Annotated in this window: 13 protein-coding genes; 9 read left to right on the top strand and 4 right to left on the bottom strand. The window is 39.9% G+C overall.

What is annotated here, in order from left to right; genetic code table 11:
- On the top strand, window positions 1-734 hold a 734-nt coding region (locus ACTHOQ_RS10860; RefSeq protein WP_440496144.1), incomplete at its 5' end, for a recombinase family protein.
- Window positions 727-2310 carry a recombinase family protein gene (locus ACTHOQ_RS10855; RefSeq protein WP_340776676.1) on the top strand — a complete coding sequence of 528 codons (1584 nt, stop codon included), beginning with the start codon at window positions 727-729 and terminating at the stop codon, window positions 2308-2310. The genes ACTHOQ_RS10860 and ACTHOQ_RS10855, both read left to right, overlap by 8 nt.
- A gap of 7 nt (window positions 2311-2317) precedes the next feature.
- Here the strand turns inward: ACTHOQ_RS10855 and rlmD are convergent, their stop codons facing one another.
- Entirely contained in the window at window positions 2318-3685 is a 1368-nt protein-coding gene (rlmD, locus tag ACTHOQ_RS10850) for a 23S rRNA (uracil(1939)-C(5))-methyltransferase RlmD (RefSeq protein WP_440496141.1), read from the bottom strand.
- Window positions 3686-3873: 188 nt separating this feature from the next.
- Here rlmD and ACTHOQ_RS10845 point away from each other — a divergent pair, with 188 nt between their 5' ends.
- Window positions 3874-5559 carry a methyl-accepting chemotaxis protein gene (locus ACTHOQ_RS10845; RefSeq protein ID WP_440496140.1) on the top strand — a complete coding sequence of 562 codons (1686 nt, stop codon included), beginning with the start codon at window positions 3874-3876 and terminating at the stop codon, window positions 5557-5559.
- A gap of 980 nt (window positions 5560-6539) precedes the next feature.
- Here ACTHOQ_RS10845 and ACTHOQ_RS10840 read toward each other — a convergent pair.
- The 3 genes from ACTHOQ_RS10840 to pruA all read right to left on the bottom strand — a co-directional run bounded on the left by ACTHOQ_RS10840 (window position 6540) and on the right by pruA (window position 10050).
- Entirely contained in the window at window positions 6540-7460 is a 921-nt protein-coding gene (locus tag ACTHOQ_RS10840; protein ID WP_440496138.1) for a diacylglycerol kinase, read from the bottom strand.
- A gap of 175 nt (window positions 7461-7635) precedes the next feature.
- Entirely contained in the window at window positions 7636-8193 is a 558-nt protein-coding gene (locus ACTHOQ_RS10835) for a thioredoxin family protein (RefSeq protein WP_440496136.1), read from the bottom strand.
- 312 nt (window positions 8194-8505) lie between these two features.
- On the bottom strand, window positions 8506-10050 hold the full coding sequence (pruA, locus tag ACTHOQ_RS10830) for an L-glutamate gamma-semialdehyde dehydrogenase (RefSeq protein ID WP_440496134.1): 1545 nt from the start codon (window positions 10048-10050) through the stop codon (window positions 8506-8508).
- 169 nt (window positions 10051-10219) lie between these two features.
- Here pruA and ACTHOQ_RS10825 point away from each other — a divergent pair, with 169 nt between their 5' ends.
- From ACTHOQ_RS10825 to ACTHOQ_RS10800, 6 genes are all read left to right on the top strand, one after another.
- Window positions 10220-11515, top strand: a complete 1296-nt coding sequence (locus tag ACTHOQ_RS10825; protein WP_440496132.1) for an AAA-type ATPase lid domain-containing protein — start codon at window positions 10220-10222, stop codon at window positions 11513-11515.
- A gap of 306 nt (window positions 11516-11821) precedes the next feature.
- A complete protein-coding gene (locus ACTHOQ_RS10820) occupies window positions 11822-12796 on the top strand; it encodes a proline dehydrogenase family protein (RefSeq protein WP_440496130.1) in 975 nt (324 codons plus the stop codon).
- A gap of 184 nt (window positions 12797-12980) precedes the next feature.
- Window positions 12981-14468: a sodium/proline symporter PutP gene (putP, locus tag ACTHOQ_RS10815; protein WP_440496128.1), complete on the top strand. Its 1488-nt coding sequence runs from the start codon at window positions 12981-12983 to the stop codon at window positions 14466-14468.
- A gap of 116 nt (window positions 14469-14584) precedes the next feature.
- Complete coding sequence (locus ACTHOQ_RS10810) at window positions 14585-14899, top strand: YbjQ family protein (protein WP_440496127.1); 315 nt, start codon at window positions 14585-14587, stop codon at window positions 14897-14899.
- A gap of 93 nt (window positions 14900-14992) precedes the next feature.
- Window positions 14993-15847 carry a PucR family transcriptional regulator gene (locus tag ACTHOQ_RS10805; protein WP_440496126.1) on the top strand — a complete coding sequence of 285 codons (855 nt, stop codon included), beginning with the start codon at window positions 14993-14995 and terminating at the stop codon, window positions 15845-15847.
- Window positions 15848-15913: 66 nt separating this feature from the next.
- Window positions 15914-17011, top strand: a complete 1098-nt coding sequence (locus ACTHOQ_RS10800; RefSeq protein WP_440496124.1) for an ABC transporter ATP-binding protein — start codon at window positions 15914-15916, stop codon at window positions 17009-17011.
- The last annotated feature ends 26 nt before the right edge of the window (window positions 17012-17037 follow it).

Below are 17037 nucleotides of genomic sequence, written 5' to 3'. Positions count from 1 at the left end.
ATTCGTCTCGACCTCCGTGTATTTTACTTAATCATATCACGTTAGCTCGGTACGACATCTATCCTAACAGAGGGGGTATCGCAGGTGGTTCAACTTTAGAGCGTGAAGGCATTCAACAATTGATGACAGATGCCAAGAAGAAAAAATTTGAAGGCGTTATCGTACAAGATTTAACTCGCATCTCGCGATTAGGTCATTTAACTCAATTAGTAACTGACGTTTTAAATACTAATCAAATTAAGTTAATTACTTTATCAGAGTTAAATACTGATAATTACCCGACACTAGCAGGTTTTATTAACGATACTAGTAATACGAGCGTAATGGATTATATACACCTAAATTCAAAGCGTTGTGCTATCTATGTCCGTACACCCAAGGATTCAAGTGAACATTTGATTTCAAATCAAATTAACCAGTTGAATAAACTTGCTGATGTTCTTAAATTAGAAATTGATAGTATCTACATCGATGAAGGTTCAGGTTCCGAATTAAATCGAGAAGGTCTCCAAAAACTAATGTCTGATGCCCATGATAAAAAATTTGATGTGGTACTTGTACAAGGGCTATCACGCGTTTCACGTAATGCAGCAACAACTAAACAATTTATCAACTTATTGAATACTAATGAAATTGAGTTGCTATCTTTTGATGCTCAAAAAATTCAATTTTTAAATGATATGTTCGAACATTCAAGTAATCTTCCAATTATGGAGGATGGCCGACATGTTTAAGCGAAAAAAAGGAAAAAAGAAGTTACGGGTTGTAGCTTATGTTCGTGTATCGACGAAATACGAAAGTCAGCAAACATCCATTTCTGCTCAAATCGCAATGATTAAAAATTTCGCAGATGAAATGGGTTGGGAACTTGTAGAAATTTATATTGATATCGAATCCGGAGCAAAGTCAAATCGTGAAGGTATTCAAAAATTGATGACAGATGCCAAAAACAAAAAATTTGATGTAGTTGTGACCAAAGAGTTCTCTCGAGTATCGAGAAATAGTGCATTTTCATACGAGTTTTATGATGTCCTAATTCACAATCAAATTGATTTAGTAGCACTCGATGGATCTGTTAATACACTAGAAGATAATTCTATGAACTTGGGGTTATATGTGTGGCTGTCTGAAAATGAATCTGTAAGAACTAGTAGACGAATTAAAGCAGCGTATGATACACGTGTAAAATTAGGTCGCTTTGATGAAGCGCCATTTGGCTACGATTTAAAGGATGGACGATTATATGTTTCTAGCGATGGTAGTGCAGAAGTTGTGAAACAAATTTTTGCAGATTATATTGCAGGTAAGAGCTTCGATGGAATAGCACGTGCCTTATATAAAGAGGATGTTCCTACCCCAGCAAAACGAAAAGGTCATCAAAATGCCGGCGAAGTTTGGCACGGCTCTTCTGTTCGACAAATTCTAGAACGTGAAATTTACACTGGTAAACTTGTTGCAAAGAAAACTTCAACAATTTCTCCTACAACAACAAAGCGAATTGTTAACGATGAAGAGGATTGGATTGTTCGAGAAAACACACATGAGGCAATTATCTCTAAGGAAGATTTCGAATTAGTACAGCAGCTTATTAAAGCTAGAAAACGTATTCGTTCCCAACAAACTATACACCTATTTACAGGACTACTCATTTGTGCTAATTGTGGTGCAGGTATGCACTTTAAACGTGATCGTTATGTTTGTGGATATCAAAATAAATATGGGAAAAAAGCCTGTTCAGAAAATTTCCGTCCCATCGAAACAAAATTAATCCAAGCAATTTTAGATGATTTAAATTCACTTTATTTTTCAAAAGTATCTCAAAATTCTATTGAGAAGCTTTTAGACAAACAAATCGAAAATTCACAGACTAAAGTAAATAACGATTTAGAAAACTTCAACTTAAAATTAACTAGTCTACGAAAGAAAAAACAAAAGGCTTTAGAACTGTTCCTAGATGATAAAATTGATCAAGATTCATTCAACAACCTTGCATTGACATTAAATCCCCAAATTGACGAATTGGTCGAAAAGATTAATTTGTTAGAGGTTGAAGAAGAAAATGAAACAACCATCAATGTTGATGAACTAAAGCAATATATTCGGCAAAAACTAAATCCTGAACAACCGTTAACAGAATTAACACCAGAAATTCTAGCACGATTTGTAAAGGTTATCAAAGTAAAAGCAGACGGCCAATTAGAGGTGCATTATCGCACTTCTAAACCGTCTGCTTTTTATGTTTCTGACAATATTAAATTAACTATACCAAAGACGCATCCAAATAAAGCGTACGTTGAAAAACACGCTTAAATAAGGATTAGTCAGCTAGTTCAAGCCACGCACAGCATTCACAATGCGTCGTATGCGGGAACATATCAACCGGCTGCACTTCCTGTGTTTTATAACCGCCATCTTCCAAAATGCGAAGATCACGCGCTAAAGTGGCTGGGTTGCATGATACATACACAACCCGCTTTGGCTTTTGCTCAATGATCGTATTCAGCAATGCTTCGTCACAGCCTTTGCGCGGGGGATCGACTACTAATACGTCCGCTTCTTTTCCTTCTTTATACCAGCGCGGAATCACTTCTTCCGCCGGGCCGGCCTCGAAGTACGTATTTGTAAAGCCGTTCAATGCGGCATTGCGTTTCGCATCCTCGATTGCCTGCTCGACGATTTCAACACCCATCACATGGCCAGCTTTTTGGGCTAAAAACAGTGAAATCGAGCCGATACCGCAGTATGCATCGATGACGCGCTCATTGCCTGACAGCTGCGCATAATCCAGTGCCTGCTTATAAAGGACTTCTGTTTGGATCGGGTTCACTTGATAAAACGAGCGTGCGGAAATTTCAAAGCGGACATTGCCGATCGTATCTTCAATTGTATCTTTGCCCCAAAGCGTGATTGTTTCACTGCCGAAGATGACATTTGTTTTTTCGGTGTTAATGTTTTGGACAATCGATGTGACATTCGGTATAAGCGTACGGATTTTCTCCACAGCCGCGCTTGCCTGCGGGAATCTTTTCGATTTCGTTACGAGCACAACCATCACTTCGCCTGTTGCTCGGCCTTTACGGATGACAACATGGCGCAGCATTCCTTGATGCGACTTTTCCTCATATGGACGAACACCCAAAATCTCGATTTCGCGCTTTAAGTCAGCCATGACCGTATCGGCTTCCCCTGTTTGGATCAAGCAGCGCTCCATATCGACAATTGTATGTGACTTTGTTTTATAAAAGCCTGCCGCCATCTCGCCCGCTTCATTTTGCGCGAACGGGATTTGAGATTTGTTTCGGTAATGCCATGGCTCGTCCATTCCTTTTACCGGATGGACAGGCGCGTCGATTTTACCAAGACGCTTCATGACATTTGCGACCATATTTTGCTTCCATTTCAATTGTCCCTCATATGAAAGATGCTGTAATTGGCAACCCCCGCATTGTGAAAAATAGACACATGGCGCTTCCACACGATCGGCGGACTTTTCGATTAGGTTAACCACTTTTGCGAACCCATAGTTTTTCAATGTTTTTAATATATGGACTTCCGCCGTCTCTCCTGGAAGCGCCCCTTGAATAAATAAAGGGTAGCCATCGATTTTCGCGACGCCATTGCCATCATGTGTTAAATCTTCTATATAAACCGTTGTACGGTCATTTTTTTTAATTGGTGCCGTCATGTTCAGTTCTTCCTCTCATTTCAATTTCTTTATTGTACCACGCTCTTCATAATTTGCACTTATTATACTTTCGGCTATATTTTTTAATATTTCTTTTTATTACTTTTGGTGTAGTAATCAAATGGTAATACCTATATAATTTAGCTCATAGCACTAATAATTCTATTAATTTCAAGGAGAATAAAATAATGTCGGTTCGAAAAAAACTTAATTTTGGCTTTATTTTAATTGAGATTATGCTGCTTTTATCGATTGGCTTCGCTACTGTTCAATTTTCTCGAATTGGCGGGGAAGTATCTAAAGCAGTCGACGTACAAATGGCGCAAGTGCAGCGGATTAATGATATACAGCAACACATACTGTCTCAAGGTATATATGCACGTGCCTATACAGCAGACCCTTCTCAAAAAAACCTGGACTTATTATCCAATCATACGAGGGGCCTTGTGCAGCTAATTGATGAGGTACAAAGCGGAAATATAATAGCTGAAGCTACCCCTATCATTAGCAATTTAAAGGATCAGGCTGAAATTATTGCGCAGCAAATCAATAAAGTGACTTCCGCCATACAGTCACGCGATATATCCACCGCACTTTCAATAGTGAATGGAGATTATATGCATAGCAGCGTGTTTACGAGCGAGCTAGCGGAAAAAATCGAGGAGATTGAAAATAAAGAGCTTGATAAAATTGTAAAAGATACGCAAAGCATGATTTCCCTTTCCACTATTTTGTCGGTTATTTTCATCATTTTAACGATTATTGTCATTACGCTTTATATGATTTACACGAAGCGCGGCATTACGACACCGCTGCAAACTATCACAAAAGATCTGGAGCAAATCGCAAACGGCAATATTAAAGTTGCACATAAGCCGATCCGAACAAAAGACGAAATGGGGATGCTTTCACGGGCATTTATTTCTTTGCAGCATAATTTTGAGGAGCTGATAGTAAACATTCAGCAAAACTCTGATCAGCTAAACAACTCTGCCAATGCGCTCATGGAAAATAGTCATATTATTTCATCTGAAACAGCGCAAATCAACAAGCTGATTTACCATACATCACAAACTGCCGAGACGATGACAATCGGTGCAAATGAAAGCGCGGTTGCTGTAGATGAGACGTCCCAAGGAATCAACTCCATCGCTCTCGCTACGCAAGATCTCCATGGCGGAGCGGTCATATTGGCACAGTCTGCGAATGATGGAGTTAAAATTATTGACGAAGCGATGCAGCAGATGGAAACAATCTATGAATCGACTCAATCCATTTCACAGCTTTCGAATATGCTAATCGAGCAGTCCGAGCAAATTAGCACGATTACAAATGCAATTACCGATATTGCCGACCAAACAAACTTGCTTGCGCTTAATGCCGCAATCGAAGCCGCACGGGCAGGTGAACACGGAAAAGGATTTGCTGTCGTGGCGGATGAAGTACGAAAGCTAGCGGAACAATCAAAAAAATCGGCGAGCGACATCGTTCTGCTAATAGAAACGATTCAGTCCAATTCCAGAAATATGGGCGAGGCAGTGGAGAGCAGCTTGCAATGTGCAAATGATGGGGTTGTCGTCATTGATCGCGCAGGACATTCCTTCCATTCGATAAATAATAATATTCATGAAATGACCGAACGTGTAGAACATATTTCCGCGACATCGCAGCAAATTTCGGCAAGCTCCGAGGAAGTTGCCGCTTCAGTGACGGAAATTTCGCATGGGACGGAAAAGACAACGATGAACGTCGAGCAAGTAGCAACAGCGACAAAGCACCAATCAGAAATCGTTCAGCAAATGGAAGAATTGTCAGAGCGTTTGGCAGAACAGGCAAAACAGCTTCAGCAAAGCATGCATAAATTCACACTATAGATATGAAGAATTAATTAACCGCTCTCTCACTTGATAAATGATGCCTTCATCGTAACAGATTATATTTGTTACGATGGAGGTTTTTAAATTTGCGGAAACATCCGGATGCTATCCAAAGAACAAAAACGCCAAGGCGCCCGTCCAACTTCGAGTGGGCAAAACGCCAATTCGTGTGGCATGCCCCCAATGACTCACATCGTGTAAGCCTCAAACATTGGATTGCCCGTTGCAAAAGTAAATGTTTCATCATTTTTGCACGAGGGCACTGAAAATCCGTCTTCTTTATTAGGGGCATACATTTCAATTAAAGGTTTTTACTGGCGCAACAATCGGTCTTTTTTCTTCGGGAAATATATCTGCATATTTTATTCGTCAGGTGAAATACCCGGTGAGTTCTTGGCGTGTTAAATGAAGCGGAAAAACGGGAAAAAGAGGGTAATTTCCGCAACCGGGATGCAGGAGGTCCGCTATTACCGATCAGGAAATCAGTTTAAGCACCCACACTAATAGATAGACGGAAAAATTCCGCTTATTTAGAAAATGGAGTGAAATATTGCCTATATAGATGGAGAAATTCCGTCTATTGACTCGAAAAACATGAAAAGTGAGTATTTTTCTTTGCATAGGCGGAAAAACTCCGCTTATTCCCCACGAAACGAACCCCATTGCGCAAATAAGCGGAAAATCTCCGTTTATTTTATTTTCCCTTATCACTTAATTAAGAGTCTGAATCTCTAACAGAAAAATATAAATTTTGTTCAATAAAAGAGAATAGCTTTTATTAAAATTGAAATAACCGCACTATAGGCCCTTTTTTTTGCACGGAGGGCCTAATGTTAAGGGGAGTAGGCACAGATCGGATCGACCAGACGGGGACAACATTATCTTAAAAAGCTACCCTAATTCCAAACTCTATAATTTCCTAAACAAATTAAAAAGCTTGCAATGGCATCCACTACCGTTGCAAGCTTACACTAAATTTATTGTTCCAGCCTATCGATTTCCCGTATTTCATCGATCGGGACGAACACTTCGATGTGACGTTTTAAATTTTGGAAAATAGCAGGTGCATCCCCGCCGTATTCACCATCTAAATTTAAATGGACTTCCTGCTCGGAAGTTACGACTACACGACTCGCCTTCCGGTAAATGACACGCTCGTCCGATAAATGCTCACCGCGTAGGGCAAGTGATGCAATACGCACGAAATCCGCAATATTGCATTCCTTCAAAATCATCACTGTAAAAAGCCCATCATTAATCGAGGCATCCGGGGCTATTTTTTCAAAGCCGCCGACAGAATTCGTCAAACCGCATAAAAACATCATCGCATTGCCTTCGAATACCTCCCCATCCATTTCGATTTTCATATGTGTCGCTTTAATGGAAGGAATCATTTCAATCGCTTTCAAATAATAAGCCATTTGTCCAAGCAATGTTTTCATTTTGCTCGGCACTTCATATGTCAGTTCAGTAATCCGGCCGCCAGCAGCGATATTGATGAAATAGCGGTCATCATTTAAAATGCCGACATCGACAGGCAGTGTATCCCCGGCGATAATTATATTGAGCGCATCTTCAATATTGCGCGGAATATGCACCGCACGCGCAAAATCATTCGTCGTCCCCATCGGAATTAATCCAAGCTTTGGGGTTTTCTCATATTGGCTAATTCCTGCAACAACTTCATTTAATGTTCCGTCGCCGCCAACAGCAATGACAACATCAAATTCACGCTGCACTGCTTCGCTAGCCGCTTTTGTCGCATCCCCTTCCCCAGTAGTTGCATGACAGGAAGTTTCATACCCGGCCTTTTCCAGTTTTTCTAATACTTCAGGTAGATGCTTCTTAAATATTTCTCGTCCGGAAGTTGGGTTATATATTATTCTTGCTCTTTTCATTTTGATCTCATCCTGATTAGTTAATTTTTTTATTCTGTTCAAAGTATACTTCTCTCTGTTTTAGAAAAGCAACAATTGTTCTTCATCCACTCTCTTCAATAATACGCTTAAAATAGAAAAAAGTTCCTACTATATATATTAATAGTAAGAACTCGTTAGAAAATACGAAGGAAAATTATAGTGCTGCGTTTACTTTATTTTTGAAATCTTCATATATATAGCTCCAAAGCTCGGCATTCTCCACATATTGCCCGCGCATTTTTTCGTACAATGCTTTTTGCGACTCTTCAAACGCCGGGTCTTCCTTATCCGGCAATGTTGCGCGCATATCTGTTACAAGCTGCTGTAATTGTGGTGCGCGCGGCCCCCATGTTGTGATGACTTCTCCAGCTTCATTTAAAATTAAGTACATTGGAATCGCGCGTCCACCGTTTGTTAAATAGCGGTCGATCAACTCTGTGTCGGCATCACGCAAAGCTGTGCGGATTTCAATATTGGCAGCCTCAGCTACTTTGCGGATAATCGGGTTATTAATCATCGCATCCCCGCACCAATCTTCAGTAATCGCCAATATATGAATATTCGCCTCTTTTAGTTTTCTAAAGAATGCTGCATCCTCAGGAAGTGTAAAATTATCATAAATTGCAAAGCTTTGTTCTTTTAGTTGCGACATTGCATCCATATAATCTTTCATTGAAATGCTCTCTTCAAAATATTGTTGCTCTGTTTTCATAAATATGCCACCTTTCTATTACTTTCTTTTATTTTGCATGTTTTCAATATAAAAAGAAAGTTAAATGCGCTTCCTAAAAAACAGAGGCAATTTTCATATGTTCATCATATCCAATCAATCTATTCTTAGCCAATTGAAATGCGGTCAACGATAAGAAGAAACTGACCGTTTGCTGCAATGGACAGGAAAATTTTAATAGCCGTTTTTCGCTTATATTTATCCTTCAACGTCGAAAAAACTCCTTCACGAGGCATTGTGAAGGAGTTTTTACTATATATTAAGGCAATTTTCCAATGATATTGTACTTAATTGTTAAAAAGCTTCTGAAGTTGTTTTTGCTTGCATATGCAATGTTAAATAGTCTGGTCCGCCGGCTTTTGAGTCTGTGCCTGACATGTTGAAGCCGCCAAATGGCTGGTAACCAACGATTGCGCCTGTACATCCGCGATTAAAGTAAAGGTTGCCTACATGGAATTCTTCGCGTGCATATTCCTGGTTCATGCGGTTATTTGTAATGACTGCACCTGTTAAGCCGTATTCTGTGTTGTTTGCAATTTCAATCGCTTCTTCAAATGTGTCTGCTTTTGTCATTGCGACAACCGGCCCGAAAATCTCTTCTTTCATAATACGCGCTTCCGGATCAACATCTGCAAATACTGTCGGGTGTACGAAATAGCCTACAGAATCATCCGCTGTGCCACCAGCAACTAAACGGCCTTCTGTTTTGCCGATTTCGATATATTCACTAATTTTCTTGAATGCCGCTGAATCGATAACTGTCGCCATGAAGTTTGCATTATCTGCCGGGTCACCAATCGTTAAAGCTTTCGTTAATTCTTCTACACGGTTTACAACCTGATCATAAACATCTTTTACGATCACTACGCGTGAACATGCTGAACATTTTTGACCAGAGAAGCCGAATGCAGATTTTACAATTGATTGTGCCGCTAATTCTAAATCTGCTTCTTTATCGACAACGATTGTGTCTTTACCGCCCATTTCAGCGATAACGCGTTTAATCCAAATTTGGCCTTCGTTTAATTTAGATGCACGTTCGTTAATGCGCAAGCCGACATCACGAGAGCCTGTGAAGCTGATGAAGCGTGTTTTCGGATGATCTACTAAATAGTCTCCTACTTCTGCACCGCTGCCAGGCACGAAGTTTACAACGCCTTTTGGCAATCCCGCTTCTTCAAGCACTTCAATAAATTTATAGGCAACGACCGGTGTTGTCGATGCAGGTTTTAATAATACTGTGTTGCCTGTAACAACTGCCGCTACCGTAGTACCTGCCATGATCGCAAACGGGAAGTTCCAAGGCGAAATAACAATACCGATGCCTAGTGGAATGTAGTCATAGCGGTTGTATTCGTTTGGACGGCTTTCTACTTTGCGCCCTTCCTTCATTTCCAGCATTTGACGACCATAGTATTCTAAAAAGTCGATTGCTTCTGCTGTATCTGCATCCGCTTCATTCCATGGCTTACCTGCTTCTTTTGTCAGCCATGCTGAAAATTCATGCTTACGGCGGCGAATAATTGTCGCCGCTTTGAATAATACGTCAGCACGCACTTCCGGTTTAACTTTCTTCCAGGATTTGAATGCTTTATCTGCTTCTTGCATTGCTTTTTCAGCTAAATCTTTTGAAGCTTTTGAAACCGAACCAATCACTTCCGTTTTCTTTGCTGGGTTATATGATACGATCTTATCTTCTGTTGTAATACGTTCGCCACCGATAATTAGTGGATAGTCGGCACCAAGCTGTGCTTCTACTTTTTTCAGTGCCTCTAAATATGCTTGCTTGTTTTCTTCTACCGAGAAATCTGTAAATGGTTCGTGTTTGTAGTTAATCATTTATCATTACCTCCGATATTAAGTGCAATATAATTTTGCATTATTCTATATTACTTAATTTGAATTATGCAATATAATAATGCTTAAATCAAATATTTTTTCTTAAAAACAATAATTATCTTAATTTTACTGGCTCCATGATAAAATAAAACGAAGGGGGTTGCACCGCATGAAACAGCTCGATCGCTCTAGTGTCTTTGAATTTATGATCGAAAAAATAGAAACCGGCCTTTGCGCCATAGACGAAAATGGACGTGTTATCGTATACAACAAAAAGATGCGCGAACTCACTGGGGAATCGCTTGAGCAAATTACACAGCGTTTTTTATCACAGTCTCTCGACTTTAATTTAGAGCAGAATATGCTACAAAAAGTTTTAGCCTCAGGGCAAAGTTTTAAACATATAAAGCAAACATTCTGGAATGCCCTTGGTCAAGAAGTAACGATGATTAACGACTATTACCCATACACCTTAAATGATGGGACGAAAATCGCTATTCAATTATCCCGGGACATAACACAGCAGGAATTTTTAATGGACCGCCCACTTAGCCGTTATGGTGCGCCGTTGACTTTTGATATTATTACCGCAGTATCAAAATCGATGAAACAAGTTATTCAGCAGGCTAAAATCGCCGCTCTTGGCCGCATCCCTGTCATGCTTGTCGGGGAATCCGGCACAGGGAAAGATATGATCGCTGAAGGTATTCATCATGAGCTTTCCGAAAAAAACGAACGCTTTATAACACTCATATGCCGCAGAAATGAAGATACACTGCTAGCGCAAATCGAAAAGTATATTGCCGAGGAAAAAAATTACACCTTTTTCGCCGAACGAATTGAATTTCTATCGGATGGAGCACAAAATCGTATAGTCGAGCTTCTTGAAAAACATACCGAACGCAATCATGTATTCATTGCAAGCATTGGAGAAGACCCGATTGATTTAATCCAGCAAGGGCGCCTTTCCAAAAATCTGTATTATTTATTTTCCAACTTAACGATTCAAGTACCGTCATTGCGGGAACGCCGTGAAGATATTAAGCCTTTTGTGGACGATTATTTCGCTCGTCGTCGCATGGCTTACGGCAGCTCTGTTAAAGGATTAGCTCCTGAAATTGAAAAGATTTTCCTGAATTACGACTGGCCGGGCAATTTAAAAGAGCTCGAAGTTTTGCTCGATGATATTAGCGCACTGCTTACAACTGAAGAATATGTTGAGCTTATACATATTCCGGCATATTTCAAATGGAAGCTCAAACAAGCTGAAACGGTTAAATCCGAACAGCAGTCATTGTTCGACTTCTCCGGGCAAAATTTACAGCCGCTTGATGAATATATGCGTAAAGTGGAAGACCATTATATTACATATGCACTCCAGCTAAACGATGGCAATATTTCTCAAACAGCAAAAGCTTTAGGCATTCACCGTCAAGGCCTGCAATACAGATTGAAGCGTAAATAGCTGCCAAAAATGGTAAATAAAATTACATTTCCGCAAAATAAAGACCCCCTTTTTTTGGGAGGTCTCTATTTTTTCTATGTGCAATATTATTTGGCACCAATTGAAATTTTTGATTTTCATAGCATTAAAACGTTTAAGAAAGATATTTCAACAAAATTTTTTTTGTGTGAAAATCGTTGTTATTCCTCACTTTTCCCTTTTGCAAACATTTATCTACTCAAAATCTATTTCCTTTTTCGAATATTTTGTTTTATACTCACCTCAACATCAACAAAAATAATTTTTCACGTAGGAGGAGTATTCAAAATGTCGTTAAAAGATTTTTTTATCGCGCTGTCTGAAAATCAAACATTAAATTCTGCAGCCCAAAAATATGGTTTTAAACTCGGAGCGCAAAGTGTCGTTGCAGGTACAAATATCGATGAAGTCGTAGAAAGCATTAAAGAATTAAATGCACATGGCATTTCGTGTACTGTAGATAATTTAGGGGAATTCGTATTTGAAAAATCGGCGGCTCTCGCTGCAAAAGAGCAAATTTTAGCAGTAATTGAGCGTATTCATAGCGAAAATCTGGATGCGCATATTTCATTAAAGCCTTCACAGCTTGGATTGGATATTGATTTTGAGTTTTGCTCTGACAACTTGAAAGAAATTATCACATTAGCAAACGAATATCAGATTTTTGTTAATTTTGATATGGAGAACTATGCGCGTCTTCATCCATCATTTGATTTGCTGGAAAAATTCCATGCCGAATATGAAAATGTAGGTACGGTTATCCAAGCATATTTCTTTGAATCAGACGAAAATATCGAACGTTTTAAAGATTATCGCTTACGCCTTGTGAAAGGTGCATACAAGGAAGATGAATCTGTTGCCTATCAAAATAAAGCGGATATTGACCGCAAGTTTATCGAGCAAATTGAATATCATTTACTACATGGCAAATTCACTTCTATCGCGACACATGATCACAATGTTATTAACCATGTAAAACAATTTGTTGAAAAACATCATATTCCGTATGACAAATTCGAGTTCCAAATGCTTTATGGATTCCGCAAAGATATGCAATTGAGTCTTGCTAAAGAAGGATATAACTTCTGTACGTATGTGCCATTCGGTCACGACTGGTATGGTTATTTTATGCGCCGTTTAGCGGAGCGCCCTCAAAATCTTACACTTGTCACAAAGCAAGTATTCAATAAAAAGACGAATACGATTTTAGCTGTTGCTGCAGGTGCGTTTTTAGCTGGACGCTTAACGAAAAAGAAAAAATAGTTAGCAGCGGCGCCATATTATAATGCTTTGACGATTATATATTGCTTCATGATAAAGTGAAATTTCAAACAGGTTGTTACGGGCAATTTTCCTGCCTCCGCTTTCCGAAGCCTGAGGGGGAATTGCTGCTCCCTGCTAACGCGAGGTAAAGGTAGCAAAAAAGAATATTAAAGGAGCTGTTTTTATGTCAGATTATAGCTATCAATTATTGGCAATTATTATTTACATGATAGCCATGCTCGGAATTGGCTGGTATGCATTTCGCAAAACGAGCAACTTGACAGATTATATGCTGGGCGGCCGCGGACTTGGTGCGGCAGTTACTGCGTTAAGTGCCGGTGCAGCGGATATGTCGGGCTGGTTATTAATGGGACTTCCAGGAGCGATTTATTTATCAGGTCTTGTGGAAGCTTGGATCGCGATTGGTTTAACGATCGGCGCTTATTTAAACTGGTTGCTTGTAGCGCCACGCTTGCGTGTATATACACAAGTGACGAAGGATTCGATTACGATCCCGAGTTATTTGGATAACCGTTTGCGCGATAATACGAAATTATTACGTATCGCCTCTGGTATTATTATTTTAGTATTCTTTACGTTTTATGTATCTTCCGGAATGGTATCGGGCGGCAAGTTTTTCGAGAGCTCATTTGGAATGGACTATCATACAGGTCTTTTATTCGTATCTGCGGTTGTAGTCGCTTACACTTTATTTGGCGGATTTTTAGCTGTTAGTTATACGGATGTTATTCAAGGTTTAATTATGGTTATTACTTTAATTGCCATCCCAATATTCGGAATTTTCTTAACAGGCGGCATTGGGGAAACATTGGATTCTATTAAATCGGTCAATCCGGAAATGTTCAGCCTTCTTCCTTCCACGGTGACGGCAGCGGCAATTATTTCTTCGCTTGCATGGGGACTTGGCTATTTCGGCCAGCCGCATATTATCGTGCGCTTTATGGCGATTAAATCAGTGAAAGAGACGAAAAATGCGCGTCGTATCGGGATTGGCTGGATGATTTTCAGTTTGCTTGGCGCAATTGCAACTGCATTGGTCGGTGTTGCATACTTCCAGCAGCAAGGAACAGAATTAAAGGATGCTGAAACGGTGTTTATCGTATTAGGCCAAATTTTATTCCACCCATTCATTGCCGGTATCGTTCTTGCAGCCATTTTAGCGGCAGTCATGAGTACAATTTCTTCACAATTAATCGTAACATCTTCAGCACTTATTGAAGATATTTATAAAGCATTATTCAACAAGACAGCGACAGATAAACATTATGTATTTTTAGGTCGTGTAGCCGTACTATTTGTTTCCATTTTTGCAGCGATTGTTGCATGGAATCCTGAAAGCACGATTTTAGGCTTAGTGGCATTTGCATGGGCAGGCTTCGGTGCAGCATTCGGCCCGATCATTTTACTTTCTTTATTCTGGCGTAAACTTACAAATTACGGCGCACTTGCCGGGATGGTTGCAGGTGCCGCAGTAGCATTCGTCTGGGGACGTACGGAAAGTTTATCAAGTATGCTGTATGAGATTGTACCGGGCTTTATCGCATGTCTAGTCGTTGCAGTCGTAGTGAGTATGCTGACATATAAACCAAATGCGGAAATTGAAAAAGAATTCGATGAAACACAACGCATTTTAAATGAAGAACGAAAATAGCTGAACACGGTATGCTCTTTTTACAAAGACGCATGCCGTTTTTATTTTGAAAATAATGAAACTTTTTCCTAGTTTTCGGTGTATATATATTAATCAGACTTAAAGGAGTGGAAATAATGCTAGTCGTAACAACGAACACAATAGAAGGTAAAACAATTGAAGCTTACCACGGGATTGTTTCAGGCGAGGCGATCATGGGAGCAAACATCGTGCGCGATATTTTCGCATCGGTAACAGATATCGTCGGCGGTCGCAGTGCCTCTTATGAAGACAAGTTGGCGGAAGGGCGGAAAATTGCCATTGAAGAGATGACTGATCGTGCACGCAGCATGGGGGCCAATGCCATTATCGCTGTAGACCTTGACTTTGAAACTTTGCGCGAAGGCATGATGATGTGTGTCGCAACAGGTACAGCCGTAACGATTCGTTAAGTACTTGAATACTGGAAATGATACAATAAAAGCGTATTTGGTTATTTTTACTAACCATTACGTTTTTATTTTTGTCTAATGGAGGGTTTTCCGATGCAACTAAAACAATTATTCCCATCTCTAATACGACATACAACTTTTCCAACAGCGCCACATACATCGACAGCAATTTTTTATGACGGCAGCAACCATTGCTGGTATGAAATCCTGAAAAGCGAAATTTCTGCACGCGATATTTTATTTTTAACGCAATTTTTGGAAGAACAAACAGAACAGCATAATCCTTGGTATTTGCTATTAACACAGGGAATCGTCATACCGAACAAATCTGATACGGTAATCCGTGTATTGCAATATGCGACAAAAAGCAAATCAGCACAATTAAATTATGCAGTCGAGCTATTTTTCATGAATGATGCACTGCTTATTGAAGCTGCGCCGCAAACTTTTTGGATAATTTTATTTAAAGATTATTCCTTACAAGAGCTAGAGAGTTTTATTGCCATTTTAGAAAATGACTTTTATATACATGGACAGCTCTTTATAGGGCAGCCACACCTTATCACCAATACGGTTCATACTGTTTTTTCGATTGAACAGCGAGTATTTCAAACAATACAGAAATATTATTTTGAGACGATATGCACGTTTACGAATAGCCTGCTTTTTTTATTGCCGAGCTTTTTGGAAATGCCTGTTCAGCATTACTTGCGGCAAACTATGAACAATCATTTCAACGAGGAGATCAGCATGACGATTTCCGCTTTGTTTTCGCACAATGGGAATGTTTCCGCTGCCGCAAAAGAGTTGCATCTGCATCGTAATACATTGCTTTACCGTCTACAGCGTTTTTATGATGAAACATCGCTTGATTTGAGGCGCAGCGAAGATTTATTAATCGCCTACTTAAGCGCCCAGTTATTCAAATTGACGGAATTTTCTTTATAATTTATTGCAATTTGCACAAAGCATTGTCCCTTCGCTTTTTTTAAAATAATAGTAATGAAGGGGGAATTGACTATGCTAGATTTCGATCATATTAAGAAACGCTATCCGGACGGTTATGTCGCAGTTGAAAATTTTCATCTAAATGTGGAGCCTGGGGAGTTCATCGTCCTTGTCGGTCCTTCAGGCTGCGGGAAATCAACGACATTGCGTATGGTAGCAGGTTTGGAAACGATATCGGAGGGCGAGCTTCGCATTGATGGAAAACGCGTCAATGAAGTGGAGCCGAAAGACCGTGACATTGCCATGGTGTTTCAGAACTATGCACTTTACCCGCATATGAATGTTTATGAAAATATGGCGTTCGGTTTGAAATTACGCAAAATGCCGAAAAGCGAAATTGATGCAAAGGTTCGTGAAGCGGCCGCTATTTTAGGTTTAAGTACACTGCTCGATAAAAAGCCAAAATCTCTTTCAGGCGGTCAGCGCCAGCGTGTAGCATTAGGGCGTGCCATCGTTCGTGATGCAAAGCTATTTTTAATGGATGAACCATTATCAAACTTGGATGCAAAGCTCCGTGTCCAAATGCGGTCCGAAATTACTAAACTTCACTATCGTTTAAATACGACAACATTATATGTTACACACGACCAAACAGAGGCAATGACTATGGCTAGCCGCCTTGTAGTCATGAAAGATGGGGTTATCCAGCAAATCGGGACACCCCGAGAAGTTTACGATACTCCCGAAAATGTATTTGTCGGCGGCTTTATCGGTTCGCCTGCCATGAACTTTCTTCGCGGAAACGTCGTAGGGGATTATTTTGAAATAGGAAATGAAAAAATCCGTGTGCCGGAAAACAATCTAAAATTGCTAAAAGAGCAAAACTATTTAAATCGTGAAATCATTTTAGGCATCCGTCCTGAAGATATTAACGACGACTTTAAAACAGGCGCCCCGCATTCGGAAAATGGGGTAACGGCAACAGTGCAAGTAAGTGAATTAACCGGTGCCGAAACGATTGTTTACGCGAATATTGATGATCAGCAGTTTGTCGGCAAAATTCATGCGGATTCCGATATAGCGATGGGCCAAAAGATTAAACTGAACTTTAATTTGACGAAAGCGCATTTCTTTGACCCTGCCACTGAAAGCCGCATAAGATAGAAGGGAAATTGCCGAATCAGCCTTTC

It is taken from the genome of Solibacillus silvestris (assembly GCF_051967575.1).
Taxonomy (GTDB): Bacteria; Bacillota; Bacilli; order Bacillales_A; family Planococcaceae; genus Solibacillus; species Solibacillus silvestris_B.
This window is presented reverse-complemented; position numbering and strand designations above follow the sequence as displayed.